Origin of the sequence: Pacificibacter marinus, from assembly GCF_018860665.1 — a bacterium.
Classification (GTDB): domain Bacteria; phylum Pseudomonadota; class Alphaproteobacteria; order Rhodobacterales; family Rhodobacteraceae; genus Celeribacter; species Celeribacter marinus_A.
The window spans coordinates 1-15,153 of sequence record NZ_JAHKPK010000053.1 but is presented as its reverse complement, the minus strand read 5'-3'; the positions used below and the strand labels follow the sequence as shown (position 1 = coordinate 15,153).

The window sequence follows — 15,153 nt, the reverse complement described above, 5'->3', positions numbered from 1 at the left end:
GTTCTTTCGGTTCATGCCGCTTGGCGGCCGGTGGATTGGACGAGGTGATCGGCAAGCGCGGCGGCATCGGCGCCGACGCCATCGATCAGCGATGACTTGCGGGTACGCAGGAATGGAAGGCCCAGTACGTAGAGGCCCGGCGCAACACGGCCGTCGCTATGGCCAAGCCGCCCCTTGCGGTCGAACACGGGCAGGTGAAGCCAGCTGAAGTCCGGCCGGAATCCGGTTGCCCAGATGACGGTCGAGATCTGCCGTCTCGCGAGGTCGAGCCGGAGCGTCGGGCTTGCGGGGACCTCGGTCGCGGGGAACCGTTCGGGCGGTGCCAGGCCGTCGGTTCCCGCCTGGTCCGCCCAGATGTCGAACGCCGCCAAGGCCCGGTTCATTTTCAGATCGGACAGCGTTGATGCATTGGCCAAACCGCCGGAGAACAGCGCCTCACCGTCACGTATGTCCGCAAGGCGGCCGACCACCTCGACGCCCGCTCGCTGGAGCGCGTTGAGGTCGAGGAACTGAGCATCGCGATCGCCGACGAGTTGCAGCGACGGCACGGCGCGGGCGCGGGCCAGATCGTCGATCTCGCCGGTCGTGGTCGCAAGCAGTCTGGACCGGTCCATCCACCATTGGATGTCGCGACCGCGGTAATGCCGCGGCATGCGGATGTGCTGACCTGCGGCGAGAGTCACCGGGTGTCCGGCGGCCCGGATTTCGGACGCAAGCTGGACACCCGTAGCGGAAGCGCCGACTATAAGAACACCGCCAGCGCGCAGTTGGGACGGGTTGCGATAGTCCAATGGGCTCAGCTGGGTGATATGTTCGGGAAGCGCTGCGGCGCAGGCGGGGACATGCGCGCGGTTGCAGGCACCGCTCGCCAGAACCAGATTGCGGCAGGCCCAGATGCCCTTGTCAGTCATCACCCGGTATCCGTCACCCAGGCGGGAAACCGAAGTGACGGTGGTTTGCTCCTCAACCGGGGCAGCGATTGCGGCCGCGTATCCGCCAAGGAAGCGGACGACGCCAGCCATGTCCATGAAGCCGTCCGGGTTGGATCCGGAATAGGCGCAGCCGGGTAGCCTGCTTTGCCAGTTAGGGGTCAGCAAACGCAGGCTGTCCCAGCGTTCGCTCGCCCAGGAATTGGCGACTTTTCCGCGTTCGAGAACCACATGCGGCACTCCGCGTTGTTGCAGGCAATAGCTCATCGCCAGACCCGCCTGACCGGCACCGATGATGATCGTAGAAATGCTTTTCATGGGGTTGTTCCTTGTCTGGACGTCCGGCGTTTCCGCAAAACGTTGGGATTAGCACTGCTTGCGGGGTGCCGCGGATGAGCGTTGCGCCGAAGTTTTTGGGTGCGGCTGGTAGTGGCCGAGGTCAAAGAGGGCCACGCCGCGCAGTGGCTTGGGGTCGATACTCATTGGTGTTCGTTTCGGTAGAGGGTTGGCTGGCCATCGGCCGCACCGCAGGCACGGCCGATGACAAGGTGACTGTTACGATACGGTGACGGCGACGTTCGTCGGGTTGGTCAGGATGTCGAACAGAGCAGAGCGTTTCTGCGACTGGGCAACCAGCGCGCGGATGTCTTCGTCGCTTGCGTCGGCGTCGATCTCGAAAGACACGCGGACCGCCGAGAAGCCGTTGCGGATTTCGGGATCCATGCCAAGGATGCCTTGGACATCAATGTCGCCCTCGACGGTGGCGCGCACCGAGTGCAGCTGGATGCCGCGATGCTGGGCAACCGCGGCTACGCCGCCGGTCAGGCAACTGGCGAGTGCCGACAGCACGATCTCGGTCGGGGTCGGAGCGCGGTCTGCCGCGGCAAAGACTTCCGGATGATCGGATTCGATCGAGAACGTGCGCTTGCGCTCATGCTCCTGGCCGAGACCGAAATAGCCGTTGATCGTATTTCGGTTGTAGGTGCCTTCAATCCAGTCGCAGGTGCTTTTGAAGGTGAACTGTGCTGCGACAGGGGTTTCGGCAAACGCGCCACGCGCGCCGATGAGGGCTTCGGTGTTGACGCCGTTGTTGGCGGTGGTTGTGGATACGTAGGTCATTTTTGGTCCTTTGGATTGTTGGTTGAGTCTGAATTTTCGGTATCGCGGGTAAGCGATCCTATGGGTCGTTGCTGGCCCCAGCGGGGAAACAGCGGGTGGATCGGGTGCAGGCGCCGGCGCGTGTCGGGCGGTTGATGCATCCCGTTACCGGGCACGTCAGACGTGCCGGCGAGTTCGCGCCGAAAGCGGCGGAATTGGGGTGAAAGACATAGCGGTCTCTTTCTTGTTGCGGGTCAGCGCGGCGCGCGGGCGGTGATCAGCCAGGATGAACTGTCCATCCACAGGCCGCCCTCGCGCGCTTGGACGCCTTCAAAAAGCTCCGACAGGGCGAGCATGATCTCGGCGCGGCGGGCGACACCTTCGGCACCGGCCTCGCGGTAGGTTTCCCCTGCCGGACCAACCGCGAGTTGGAAGTTCACAGCGTCATCGATGTCGCGTCCGACCTGCACCTTGGCGTCGATGCGCTGGAAGGCGATGTCGGTGAAACCAGCTGCTACCATTTGGGCGCGTGTCGTGTCTTCATCCGCCATCGAGAACGGGCCGGGGCCACAGGTACGTGCATCGGCACCCGGTGCGGGCAGATAGCGGCGCACGATGTCGCCGGCCGCGATCAGCCAGGGATTGTCCTTGCGCCCGCGCCAGACGATATGCGCCATGCGACCACCGGGCTTGAGAGCGTTGCGCATACTGCGCAATCCGGCCACCGGGTTTGAGAAGAACATCGTGCCAAAGCGCGAAAAGACAAAGTCGTACTGGGCAACGCCCAAACCCCGCTCGGCATCGCCGGACTCGAATCGGACATTGGGCGCGAACCTGCGTTCCGGCCGGTTGCAGGCGATATCAAGAAAGGCATCACAGCAATCGACGCCTACCACTCTCCCTTCTGGCCCAACGCGGTTGGCCATCGCAATGGCGGTGTCGCCAAAGCCGCATCCGACATCCAAAACGTGGTCGCCCCGCGCGATTTCGAGCAACGGCATCACTGTTTCGCTGTGGCGCGACAACCCGCCTTCGAGCACGTGGCGATACTTGACGAATTTGGGGGCCAGCGTGTCGTTCCAGAATTCGACGAGCGGCGACGTCGGCAGGATTTCGGCATCATGGGTGGTGAATTCGTTTTGAACAGTCATTTTTGTTTCTCCGGTAAAGGTCGCCTTGGGAATCAGCGAATTTGGTGTGGTTTCAGCCGCGCCGGATGGCGGATTTTTCTCAGAAAGATCCGGCGACTTTGTATTCTGCATCCGCTGGGCTGATGGCGATGTCGGACAGCTGGCGCGGCGTGAGATAGGAGAGGGTCAACCTCTGACGGCGGGTTTCGAGAAGGTCCTGGGGCTTGGTTCGCTTGACCGAACAGTCCTGCCGAAACCCTGATATTGCTTTGATAAACATTGCTTTTCTCTTCGGTTTTTCCTGGCGACGGGGTGTCCGATCGCCGATGACCAAAGGAATAGAGGAACCAGGGCGGGCGAAATACTTCACCGCAAGAAGTAACCCGCTACAAAAAACGAAGGAATCTGCTACAATATGTGAAGTTCATCATAGCCAAGGTGACGAGGTGGAGTGCTTATGAATTACAACCAGTTCTGTCCGATCGCGAAAGCCGCCGAGATCCTTGGCGAACGCTGGACCATTCTGATCCTGCGCGAACTCTTGATGGGTGGGCGACGGTTCAGCACGCTGCAACGCGGGCTAGGAGATATTTCTCCGGCCCTTCTGACCAAGCGGCTGAAGCAACTCGAAGAGCAGAACATGGTGATCCGTCGGCGCATCCCCGGTCAGAGAGGGTACGAATATTTTCCGACCGAGGCATGTGAATCGCTGTTGCCGGTTCTGTTTGCACTTGGCGAATGGGGGATCATCTGGGCCAAGAACACGATCCTGGACCAGGATTTCGATGTCGAGTTCCTAATGCTCTACCTTGAGCGCAGCATCGACCGCGAAAAGATCAAGGGGCAGGAAACAATCATCAAGTTTCGCTTCTCGGATTTGGAGGAGCAACGTGACTGGTGGTTGGTCGTCAGCCCGGAAAAGTCAGAGGTTTGCATCAAGGACCCGGGCAAGGATATCGACGTCTATTTCAATTGCACGGTCCAGACCCTGTCGGACATTTGGATGGGCGACCGGACCTACCGCGATGCCATCAAGAACGGCGATCTGTTAATGGATGGAGATCCAAGCCTGACCCGCACCGTAACGTCTTGGCTAAGACCGGGCGTGTTCGCCAATTCGCCCCGCGATGTCGTGCACGGCGAAAGCCCGAGTCTTGGCGCTTTGTGACTGTCGACCTTTGTAGCTGAAAAGTTGATAGAACTCTTGTTGATCGGAACGGTGGAATCGCTCGACTTTGCCGTTCAATTGCGGTGTGCCGCGTTTGATGTAGGCGTGCCTGTTCCCGAGATCTTCGACATGCCAATGGAACTTGGCCTGAAACTCGTGGCCATTATCCGTGCGCACTTCGCGAATGCGAAACGGTGACTTTTCGATGATGTGGTCAATGAAGTCGATGGCATTGGCTTGGGTATGTTTTTCGTAGATTTTCAGGGCGCGAACTCTGGTTGCATCGTCGATCGCGGTGCATTGGAACCGGCGGACCTTTTCGCCGCATTTTCCTTTGAAGGTCAAGAGCTTGACGTCTACTTGGATGTGGTGACCTGGAACCTGCTTCTGATATCGCTTGGTATGCAGCTTGCGCATTCGTGTGCCTCTGGGCAACCGGTTAAGACCGTTGCGTCTGAGGATACGGTAGACCCCGGCATCTGAGATTTTGATGCCGTGGTAACGTGCCAAATACCAGACGATCCTTATGGGCCCCAAGTGATACTTGCGGCGCAGATACAGAACCTTCTCGACAATTTCAGCAGATGTTTGATTGGCCGGGTTCTTCGGAATTGATTTGGCATTCTTCAAGCCAGCCTCCCCATGCTTTTGATAGGCATCCCGCCATCTATAAAAGCTGAATCTCCCAATTCCAAAATACCGGCATGCTTTGCGTACATTGCCGATCTTCTCAGCATGCTGGAGCACTCTCAGCTTGCGTTGAATGTCACGTTCTTCGTTCGTCATAAAAACTTCCCCACCCAAAATTGGGTAATTTACAGGAAGTGTCCCGAGAGTCCGTACATATTTACACGATATGACTAGAATTAGCAGGTCGCGTAGGGCCAAGCACTGGTTCACCTCGACAAAATGGAAAAGACGAATGGTCTCTGATACAGCAACATAGGCTGCGGTTAGTTCATAGTTTCGGCATCGTCAATGTAATGCACTCCCTCGCACGAGACGCATTGCGTCCTAAAATCTGAAGGGGTTTGATAAAAAAATGGACAGCGTGCGAAGAGGCATCCAACAACGACGATAGAATACACACACGACAAAGGGGTGCAGTTTTCCAGCCGAACGATATGCTGGATGCCAAGGACACCTTGTTGGGGTTGATCGCTAGAAACGCACTCAAAACATCTGAGCCTAGCGGCAAGCTTTCAATCCATCTTAAAGACGCGCTGGCTGAGCTGGTGTTGCTCAGCCTAGACACGAAAAGACGATCCAGGTGAATTAGTGTTGAATGTGGTAAAGCGCAGCCGACGACACTTACCGGTGCTCAGATGTGTCATTTAAAACGGGGCCTTTTAAACAGGGTATTGGCGCAAAACGATGCAGACGAAAAACGCGAGTGTATAGGAAACTCTGAGCCAACGAGTCGGTGCCTCCATACACTGAGCATTTCAGCCTGTCCGCATTCAAACTAACAGTATAGCGTGTGAGTGATCACACTCTTTCCAAAGCAATCGCGATGCCTTGCCCGACGCCGATACACATGGTGGACAGGCTTTTTTCGCCGGGTTTCAAATCAAGCATTGCAGTTCCGGTAATTCGAACACCAGACATGCCCAAAGGGTGACCAAGCGCAATCGCGCCACCATTTTTGTTGACCCGCGGGTCATCATCGGCGATGCCCAGATCACGCAGGGTGGCGAGACTTTGAGATGCAAAAGCTTCGTTCAATTCAATCACCGCAAAATCGTCGGTGCCAAGACCCAGACGCCCCATCAGTTTGCGCGAAGCTGGCGCAGGGCCAAACCCCATGATGCGCGGCGCCACACCGGCCGTTGCTCCGCCAAGGATCTTGACAATGGGTGTAAGACCATGCTTTTCCGCCGCAGCACGTGTCGCCAAAATGACCGCAGCGGCGCCATCATTAACTCCAGACGCGTTGCCCGCAGTAATCGTTCCACCTTCTTTCACAAAAGCACGCAGCTTTTGCAGATCCTCAAGGGTGGTTGAAGCACGGGGATGTTCATCAGCCGCCACAACAACGTGGGCTCCCTTGCGTTGGGGAATGGTCACGGGTGTAATCTCTTGAGCAAGACGACCGTTGTCCATAGCGACCTTTGTGGCTTGTTGGCTTCGAAGGGCAAAGAGGTCCTGATCTTCGCGGCTGATATCGAAATCTTCGGCCACATTTTCAGCGGTCTCAGGCATAGAGTCGACACCGTATTGCGCCTTCATCAATTTATTCACGAAACGCCAGCCGATGGTGGTGTCATGGATTTCATTTGCTCGCGAAAAGGCACCTGTGGCCTTGGGAATCACGAAGGGCGCACGCGACATGCTTTCAGTGCCGCCAGCGATGACAAGGTCCACTTCACCCGATTTAATCGCCCGCGCGGCCGTGATGATCGCGTCCATGCCCGAGCCGCACAGGCGGTTCATTGTGGTGGCAGGAACCGTGTCAGGATAACCAGCAAGCAAGAGCGACATGCGCGCGACATTACGGTTGTCTTCGCCGGCTTGGTTTGCGCAACCAAAGATGACTTCATCAATCGCGGAAAGATCCAAATCAGGATTGCGCTCTGCCAGCGCCCGCAAAGGAACGGCACCCAGATCGTCGGCGCGCACAGCGGACAATCCACCGCCATAGCGGCCAATCGGGGTACGGATATAATCACAGATAAAAACGTCGATCATCACAGAGTCTCCGGCACAATCAGATCGTCAACAACGCCATCCACATGAAGTCTGGCCCCCGTGACAGATTGAAGTTGATCCATAGAAATTTGCGGTAACTTTTCACATAAAACAAACTGGCCGTCACGAATGTCGATAACGGCAAGCGAGGTATAAACCCGTGTTACACAGGCAATCCCAGTGAGCGGAAGGGTACAGGCCTCAAGCAATTTTGGCGCGCCCTTTTTGGTCACGTGATCGGTGACCACTGCAACGTTTTTCGCGCCATGCACCAAATCCATTGCCCCCCCAACGGCAGGCACGCCTTTGGCTCCGACACTCCAATTGGCCAAGTCACCATTTTGACCGACCTGATAAGCGCCCAGAACGGCAAGGTCCAAATGTCCGCCACGCACCATCGAGAAACTATCGGCATGGTGAAAAAACGATGCACCGGCATTAAGTGTAATCGCCCGTTTGCCCGCGTTGATTAGATCCCAGTCCTCCTCACCCTCAGCGGGGGCTTTGCCAAATCCAAGCACACCGTTTTCAGTATGATAGGTGACCTCACGGCCCTCGGGTTGAAATTTTGCAATCATTTCGGGAAAGCCAATCCCAAGGTTCACATAGGAACCATCCGCCAGATCTTGCGCCGCGCGCCATGCGATTTGGGCATTGGTAAGCTTGTCTTCCATCACGTTGAAATCAGCCATTAGTACACCACCCCTTCGCGCACGAGTTCTTCTTCTTGTTTCGGATTGGGCACCTCGACCATAGTGTCGATGAAAATGCCCGGTGTGATCACATGTTCTGGATGAATGGAGCCAGGCGGCCCCAAATCAGTGACTTGCGCGATTGAATGATCGGCAGCCATCGCCATCAGCGGGTTGAAATTACGCCCAGCTAAACGATAGGTCAGGTTCCCGACGTGATCACCTTTATGTGCTTTGAGCAATGCAAAGTCCGCTTTGAGCCAGCGTTCACGCACATACATTTTTCCGTCGAATTCTGCGGTATGCTTGCCTTTGGCCAGATCTGTACCAAAGGACGTGGGCGTGTAGAATGCTGGAATGCCGGCGCCTGCGGCCCGAATGCGTTCAGCCAAGGTGCCTTGTGGGACCAGTTCAAGATCGATCTCACCCGCAAGATATTTGGTATTGAACGCCTCGGCATTGGACGAGCGCGGGAAAGAACAGATCATCTTGGTGACCATGCCAGCCTTGATCATCGCCGCAATCCCGGTGGCCCCATTTCCGGCGTTATTGTTGATCACCGTCACATTTGCGGGGCTGCCCGTTGCGCGATACCGATCAATCAAGGCATGGATCAATTCGATCGGCGCGCCCGAGCCGCCAAAACCGCCAATCATGATTTGTGCGCCATCGGGGATGTCGGCGACAGCATCTCGCAATGTATCTGCTATTTTCGTCATGGGTATCTCCTACGTTGTGAGCAAATTAAAGCGTCCCCCAATCGTTCGTCACTTGATTTGTTCACATATTGATATTTGTTCAATTGTCGGATACCTTTGTGCGCATGCTGAACAAATCCACTGATTTCATCGCCTCACTGGCCAAGGGACTGCGTGTCATCGAGGCGTTTGGAACCGATACGCCACGCCTATCGATCACAGAAGCCGCCAACCAAAGTGGACTTGATCGCGCTACGGCACGTCGGGTGCTGTTGACGTTGCACCGAGAAGGCTACGCCGATTACGACGGCAAATTTTTCACGCTCACACCGCGGGTGCTTCGGTTGGGCGTCGCGGCACTTTCCTCCCTCCCCTTGTCCCAAATTGTTCAGCCATGGCTAGAACAACTCTCCGAGCAGATCGGCCAGAGCTGCTCAGTCGCGCTTTTGGATGAGGGCGAGATCGTCTATATCGCGCGTGCGGCGCAAAAACGGGTGATGTCGATCGGACTTATGCCCGGGTCTCGTCTGCCTGCAGCATGCACGTCAATGGGTCGGGTTCTATTGGCCGCCCTGCCCCGAGATGAGGCCGAAAGCCTGATAGAATCTCTTGATCTTGCGCCACGCACACGATTTTCTCTGACCAACCCCGCCGATATCATGGCCCACATTGATGCCGCACGTAGCAATGGGTATGCCATCATAGATCAGGAAATCGAAATCGGTTTGAGGTCCATTGCGGTGCCCTTGATCGACGGACATGGACGAGTTGTCGCGGCAATCAACACTGGCATGGCAGCAACACAAGCGGCCCCAGAGGACATCATTGATCTCTATCTCGGGAAACTTCTAAACGTCCAAGACGGCCTCAAGCGTGTGCTATAAATCACCAATCCACTCGACCGTCTCAAGCAACATCACCGCGCAGTCAAGCGCACGCGCGGTCGTCGTCATCATGGGGGGGTACGGTCATACATTCGAGTGCCCAACTCATACCTGAGCGTTCGCGCTCGCTTTGAACAGCGCGGTGCACATGTACAGTTCGCCCAAGACGGGCTTCTGTTTGTGCGGCATGGCGCTGCTGCTTCCGCCGTTTTCGACGCCTATTGCATCGACGCCCTGTTGCGACAGCAGAACCACGTCCTTACCAATTTTTCCAATCGCGCCAGTCACTTGGGATAGCCACGCCGCGTAGATCGCGATACGTGTTCGATCCGAATCCCAAGACATTTCCGGCGCATAAAGCCCAAGGTGCGCCGCCATCGTTGTGGCATGAGCGGTGGTTTTTGAAGAGGGGTAAATGCGTTGCCCTCATGATACGACTGCAATCCGCCTTTTGGTCATTCGCGGCACGCGCAACTCCAGCGGCTCTACGACCTCATTATACGAACAGAACCGCCGTTCGAACAAAACATTCAATACCAGCTCATTTTGCAAGCAGGCTATCGGCGCCATAATAGACGACGCCGATTTCGTGCTTTCCTCCACTTGATTTATCGTCGGTCCTCAAAAGCACTAAACGGCCAAATCAACTGGGCTGCCCGTTCGCGATGATGTTTCAATCGCCGTGATAAGTTGATGCGCATTCAATGCTTCGCGACCGGTAACCATTGGCTTTTTTCCGTGACGAACTGCGTCGACGAAATTCTCGATAACAGATTGATGCCATTCATGTTTTCCACCCAGTAAGGGGTTGACCTTTCGCGGCTCACTGTCCTTTGCTTCGATATTTGTGGGGCCGTTTCGCCAAGAGATTTCAAGAGCATCCTTGTCGAGTTTGAGGCTGGCGTTTTCAAAGTGCAGGCGAATGATTTCCGTTCTGTGAGGGTACATTGCGGTACTGGCAATAAAAGAACCGACTGCGCCACAAGAAAACCGCAGCCCTGCGATTGCGAAATCCTCCGCTTCCATGTCGTGCAGCATCGTGGTGGCTGTCATCGCCTGTACGCTTGAGACTGGGCCGGTCAAGCTGAGTGCCAGGTCAATAGAATGGATCGCGTTGGTGATCATGACGCCGCCGCCATCGCGGGCATAACTGCCCCGCCCAAGCTCATCATAATAGGATTGATCGCGCCATAGAGGCACATCGATTTCCACCAGACCCAACTTGCCTAATGCACCGCTTTTGACATGGGCGGCAGCCGCAATCGACGGAGCCCGCATGCGATGCTGGAACAAAACACCCAGGGTTACGCCTGCGCGTTCACAAATCTCGACGACCTCAAGCGCCTCTTCAGGATTTCGTCCGACGGGTTTTTCAAGAAGAATATGTGTCCCCGCTTGCGCCAATTGTTCAATAATGTCTTTACGCACACTTGGCGGCGTTGCGACGATGGCCACTGGAATGTCGGGATCAGCGGCAACAGCAGCCAAATCTGATGTGAATTCAGGCGATTCACCTTGATAAAAGTCAGCGAGGTAGCGTGCCTTATCCGGCCGACGCGAAACGATCGTTTTCAGAGCAATTTCATTTCGTGCATCCGACAAGGCGGCCACATGGGTTTTTGCAATCATACCAGCTCCGATAAGAGCCACACCGACGCGCTGTTGATCAATGGTCTTTGCCATTTTTCATTCCTTCTGGATCGTTTCAAAAAGCTGTGCTTGATTTACATCTATGGGTTTAGGCTTGGGCTGCCCACTGCGATATCTTGGCCGAACTGAGGGGATGCTTAAAATGGCACAGCGATCCCCGCACATTCGGCCAATCGGGCAAATGCGGTCACGGTTTCAGGATCAAGGGGGACACCGGCCTTGCGGCGGCTTGCGGCTTCCGCCCACTCACGATCTCCGGGCGCCATCACTTGCAACCCCTCTCGCGGCGAACTCCCGCGCAACGCGGACAGATATCGATCCATACCGGCCAATAGCAACCCGCGACCGACAAATCCATCTGGGTCGATACAGATGACGAGGGCTCCCATATCACGCGGTGTAGAAATATCCGGCCCGCCCATCGGCAGAATTTCAGGGCTTATTTTCATGCCTGTCAGGATTCCGGACAGAATTTCTACGAGCCCGGCCAATCCCGCCCCTTTGAAGCCGAACTCACCGCCCAGCGGGGCCAACATTTCAACGACGTTCGCGTCACGGGTATCAATGCCGTTCAAATCGGATGCGGTGCCATCAGGCAGATCGCGACCAAGTGATTTATAAAGTTGCACACGATTGTAAGGCACAGCGCTTGTCGCCATATCTAAAAGCCAAGGGTTACCCTTGCCCGTAGGCACAGATGCTGCAATGGGATTCGTTCCGTGAAACCGTTCCGCGCCATCATGTAGACGTACAAAACTGTCAGAGTGGCACACAGCAATGCCAATCATACCCGCATGAGCCATAGCCAGTGCATATGCCCCCGCAGGCCCAAAATGCGATGTGCGGCTAATTCCAACCGCGCCGATCCCCGCCTCACGCGCCAAATCACAGGCATGATCCGCAGCTGTGTAGGCGGCAAGCGCCCCATGTGCATTATCCGCATTAAGGATGCCAGTTCCGGCGCGCTTGCGCTCAAATTTCATTTGTGGCTCGGTGTTCAACCGCCCGCCACGAAATACCATATCGTAATGCGGCAAAAGCCGAACGCCGTGACTGTCAACACCCAGACTGCTGGCGTGAAGCATTGCGCGTGTAGCGGCGGTGGCGCTCGATGCGTCTGCGCCGGCCGCACGCAAGATTGCCTGACAAAACTCCGACAGCGCCTCAATGTCAGCGCGTTGGACGGTCATCTGCATTGACCTCGACCCTGCGCAGCAAAGGCTGCGCCCTTTGGCTGAAAGATATGCCTTGGGGACTTGCGGGTCGGTACGATCATTGCCATTTTCTCCCAAATATGTACTATGTATACGATATACATTATTTTCGACAATACGCAACCCTCTATACGCAAGCACCTTCACCATGCTACCAAGATCAACAAGTTGAACAATGTCCGAGACGAGAAATTTTGAGAGCCCTTAGCGTGAATGAGCCGCTTTACACCCGTATCCTGCACGCACTTGTATCAGAAGTCGCCGAGGGGATTCTTGCGCCTGGTGATCGTTTGATGGAAAACAGGATAGCGACCCGCTTCGGCGTATCACGCGCACCTGCACGCCAAGCTTTGACTGAACTGGAGGCCCTAGGCCTCGTGACCCATGCGACAGCGCCAGCACGAGGGTTTCTTGTGGCAGTCGATGCGCTGTGGCGCGCTAACGCGCAGGCAACGCCCCCCAGTGCTCCTTTCACAACGCAAACGATTCCGACGTGGCAACGCATTTATGGCGAGATCGAAGATGCATTAACGCAGCGCATCGCCTTTGGGACATGGCGTTTGATCGAAATGGGGATCGCACGTCACTTTGATGTCAGCCGCACAGTCGCGCGCGAAGTACTTGCGCGCCTACAGGCACGCGGATTGGTGGTGAACGAAGGAAAAGGATGGATTGCGCCAAAGCTTAGCGAAACACGTGTGCGCGAGCTTTACGAATTGCGCGCGTTACTTGAACCTGCAGCCCTCAAGGACCTAAGCAACCGCCTGCCCACACAGCTGCTTGAGCGCATGATCGCGGATTTACAAAATGCCCTGAACACCGATGTCGACTGGCAAAAACTTGACCAACTCGAAGCGGACCTGCATGTGACGCTCTTGAATCGCTGCAAAAATTCAGCACTGCGCAAGTCCATGACCGAAGCGCAGTCACTCCTGTTGGCGCATAAATTCTTTTACCAACATACGAACGACATTTATCCGGTTGAACCATTTTTAGACGAGCATCTGATTGTGCTGACGGCGCTGCATAGTGGCGCAGTCGCCGACGCCTGCGACGGGCTGCGCCAACACTTGCTCAGCTCAAGTGATCGGACCACAACGCGGATCGCCAGATTACAAGATAGCTTTCATGACACGCCCCCAACCTATCTTGAACCCATTGGCCTGCCCGTTTAATCCACGGTGTCACCAATTTCTGCTGCTGCTCGAGCGAACAGATTGGCCGCTTCGCAGCAAATAGCGCCATAACCAAACTATAAAAGCAGCCTCGGATGCCCCCTCCCTGCAATGATCGGCAGCCGCATGAAGCGGGATCTGGCGTTCCGCGCCTTGGACATGACGATCGCCCTTCGCCTCTCCCGAAAAACTGTATTCATCAAACACAAGATTATTGGTTGTACGGACACATACACATACCGCAGGATCGGTCCTTCGTGGCAAGGAACCGTTTGCGGGCTTTCAAAGCGTATATCTTTTGCTTAAAGCCATGACAAAAGCGACACCGAAAGTGAGATCAGATGGGCTATTTCAAACGTTTTGGCATTGATGCCTATATGTTGTTGCTTTTGGGAACGGTAGCCTTGGGCGTTATTTTGCCAGCCCAAGGCATCTTCGCCGATATTTTGGGACAGGTGACTTTTGGGGCTGTCTCGCTCTTGTTCTTTTTGTACGGCATCAAGCTAGACCCTGCGTCTGTAAAAGCAGGGCTGCTGAACTGGCAACTCCAAGGGCTAACATTCGGCGCAACTTATTTGATGTTCCCCATCATCGGGATGGTTCTGTCCCTCGTCTTTGAGCCGCTTTTAGGGACAACGGTCACTTTGGGTTTGCTCTTTCTCGCCGTATTGCCCTCAACGGTTCAATCCTCCATCGCGTTCACGGCAATTTCCGGCGGCAATGTTCCCGCCGCAATATGTGCAGCCTCCGTTTCGAACCTCATCGGCGTCCTATTGACCCCCGCCCTAGTGGCACTCATGCTGCACAAAGGCGATGGCAGCGTCAGCTTTGATGCCGTGGTCAAGATCGGGCTACAAATCCTACTGCCTTTTGCGATAGGCCAGCTCATGCGACCTTGGCTGAGCAGCTTTGTTAAAAAACACAAAATCTTAACGACAGTGGTTGATCGTGGGTCAATCATATTAATTGTCTATTCCGCCTTCAGCGCAAGCACACTGTCAGGCCTTTGGTCTTCCATGCCCACTCAGACATTGGCATGGCTGTTCGGCGTCATTTGGTTATTCCTAGCCCTCTCGATGGCCGCGATGCTCGCAGCTGGGCGGCTCGCAAACTTATCACCGCCTGACAAGGCCGTTTTATTCTACTGTGGATCGACCAAAAGCTTGGCAACCGGCCTACCCATCGCAACGGCTTTGTTTGCCCCAGATGTCTTGGGCGCTATCGTTTTGCCGTTGATGATCTACCATATGTCGCAGCTCATCCTATGTGCATTCGTCTCGCAAAAAACGATATTTCAACCACGGTGAGCGCAGCTCATACATTCACCGTAACACGCCTCTTTATCACTTACGTATCATATTGCAGCTGGACCTGCCTGCCCTGTGATATCGACAGGCTTTACGGATACTTTCGTTTTTTTTCCGCATGCCAGCGTACTTTAAGTATGCCTTAACAACACGTTTTTAGTTCGTCATTAGTTCGTCCTCCATCCCAATTCGGGGATATTCACAGGAAATGTACCAAGGGCCGGCATACGCCCCAAAAGTGTGACTTTTTTGCTCAGGATTAACAAGATCCTCCAACATGCAGTTGCATGTAATGCTTTTGCATCATAGGGGAAAGCCGCCGAACGGGCGTAGCCAGAGGTTTCCCCAAGCCAAATCTAAACTCTTGGTGGGGTCTCATATGACACTGAACCACTCCCCATTTGTCTGACAGGATCTGGCGTAAATTAAGCTACTCTTTGCACCTGCTGATCGGGTTTGGTCGTTTCAATTCTCTGCCAATAGACCACGGCAGGTGGTTTGCCGCCAAGGGAAGGAGGTG

At 55.4% G+C, this 15,153-nt stretch carries 14 protein-coding genes and 1 pseudogene; 4 read left to right on the top strand and 11 right to left on the bottom strand.

Going from position 1 to position 15,153, the window contains the following annotated elements; genetic code table 11:
• Positions 1–11: 11 nt before the first annotated feature.
• The 4 genes from KO497_RS13715 to KO497_RS19495 all read right to left on the bottom strand — a co-directional run bounded on the left by KO497_RS13715 (position 12) and on the right by KO497_RS19495 (position 3,437).
• Positions 12–1,247, bottom strand: coding sequence for an NAD(P)-binding domain-containing protein (locus KO497_RS13715; RefSeq protein WP_215944526.1), 1,236 nt, complete (start codon positions 1,245–1,247; stop codon positions 12–14).
• Positions 1,248–1,484: 237 nt separating this feature from the next.
• On the bottom strand, positions 1,485–2,048 hold the full coding sequence (locus KO497_RS13710) for an OsmC family protein (RefSeq protein WP_215944525.1): 564 nt from the start codon (positions 2,046–2,048) through the stop codon (positions 1,485–1,487).
• Between the two features lie 233 nt (positions 2,049–2,281).
• Positions 2,282–3,289, bottom strand: a complete 1,008-nt coding sequence (locus KO497_RS13705) for a class I SAM-dependent methyltransferase (protein ID WP_215944524.1) — start codon at positions 3,287–3,289, stop codon at positions 2,282–2,284.
• Entirely contained in the window at positions 3,258–3,437 is a 180-nt protein-coding gene (locus KO497_RS19495; protein ID WP_215944523.1) for a DUF1127 domain-containing protein, read from the bottom strand. Before KO497_RS19495 ends, KO497_RS13705 begins: the two co-directional genes overlap by 32 nt.
• 177 nt (positions 3,438–3,614) lie before the next feature.
• On the opposite strand from KO497_RS19495, the gene KO497_RS13695 reads away from it, so the two are divergent.
• A complete protein-coding gene (locus KO497_RS13695) occupies positions 3,615–4,325 on the top strand; it encodes a winged helix-turn-helix transcriptional regulator (protein WP_215944522.1) in 711 nt (236 codons plus the stop codon).
• Here the strand turns inward: KO497_RS13695 and KO497_RS13690 are convergent.
• The 4 genes and pseudogenes from KO497_RS13690 to KO497_RS13675 form a co-directional block, all read right to left on the bottom strand.
• Positions 4,311–5,111: pseudogene (locus KO497_RS13690) on the bottom strand (helix-turn-helix domain-containing protein); the annotation flags it as partial. The gene KO497_RS13695 and the pseudogene KO497_RS13690 sit on opposite strands and share 15 nt — an antisense overlap.
• 702 nt (positions 5,112–5,813) lie before the next feature.
• Positions 5,814–7,013: a 3-oxoadipyl-CoA thiolase gene (gene pcaF / locus KO497_RS13685; RefSeq protein ID WP_215944521.1), complete on the bottom strand. Its 1,200-nt coding sequence runs from the start codon at positions 7,011–7,013 to the stop codon at positions 5,814–5,816.
• A complete protein-coding gene (locus tag KO497_RS13680) occupies positions 7,013–7,687 on the bottom strand; it encodes a 3-oxoacid CoA-transferase subunit B (RefSeq protein WP_436799294.1) in 675 nt (224 codons plus the stop codon). The genes pcaF and KO497_RS13680 overlap by 1 nt, the downstream gene beginning before the upstream one ends.
• Positions 7,688–7,704: 17 nt before the next feature.
• Entirely contained in the window at positions 7,705–8,424 is a 720-nt protein-coding gene (locus tag KO497_RS13675; RefSeq protein ID WP_215944520.1) for a 3-oxoacid CoA-transferase subunit A, read from the bottom strand.
• 104 nt (positions 8,425–8,528) lie between these two features.
• Here KO497_RS13675 and KO497_RS13670 point away from each other — a divergent pair, with 104 nt between their 5' ends.
• Positions 8,529–9,287 (top strand): IclR family transcriptional regulator domain-containing protein, encoded by a 759-nt coding sequence (locus KO497_RS13670; protein ID WP_215944552.1) that lies wholly within the window; start codon positions 8,529–8,531, stop codon positions 9,285–9,287.
• A 105-nt stretch (positions 9,288–9,392) separates the two neighbouring features.
• On the opposite strand, the gene KO497_RS13665 is transcribed toward KO497_RS13670, so the two are convergent.
• From KO497_RS13665 to KO497_RS13655, 3 genes are all read right to left on the bottom strand, one after another.
• On the bottom strand, positions 9,393–9,665 hold the full coding sequence (locus tag KO497_RS13665) for a lyase family protein (protein WP_215944519.1): 273 nt from the start codon (positions 9,663–9,665) through the stop codon (positions 9,393–9,395).
• A 252-nt stretch (positions 9,666–9,917) separates the two neighbouring features.
• Entirely contained in the window at positions 9,918–10,970 is a 1,053-nt protein-coding gene (locus tag KO497_RS13660) for a Gfo/Idh/MocA family protein (RefSeq protein WP_215944518.1), read from the bottom strand.
• A gap of 104 nt (positions 10,971–11,074) precedes the next feature.
• Entirely contained in the window at positions 11,075–12,127 is a 1,053-nt protein-coding gene (locus KO497_RS13655; RefSeq protein WP_215944517.1) for an Ldh family oxidoreductase, read from the bottom strand.
• A gap of 233 nt (positions 12,128–12,360) precedes the next feature.
• On the opposite strand from KO497_RS13655, the gene KO497_RS13650 reads away from it, so the two are divergent.
• Together KO497_RS13650 and KO497_RS13645 are read left to right on the top strand one after the other, a co-directional pair.
• Entirely contained in the window at positions 12,361–13,326 is a 966-nt protein-coding gene (locus tag KO497_RS13650) for a GntR family transcriptional regulator (RefSeq protein WP_215944516.1), read from the top strand.
• A 341-nt stretch (positions 13,327–13,667) separates the two neighbouring features.
• The gene (locus KO497_RS13645) at positions 13,668–14,633 is read left to right on the top strand and encodes a bile acid:sodium symporter family protein (protein ID WP_215944515.1); all 966 of its coding nucleotides are present in this window, start codon (positions 13,668–13,670) and stop codon (positions 14,631–14,633) included.
• Positions 14,634–15,153 lie beyond the last annotated feature (520 nt).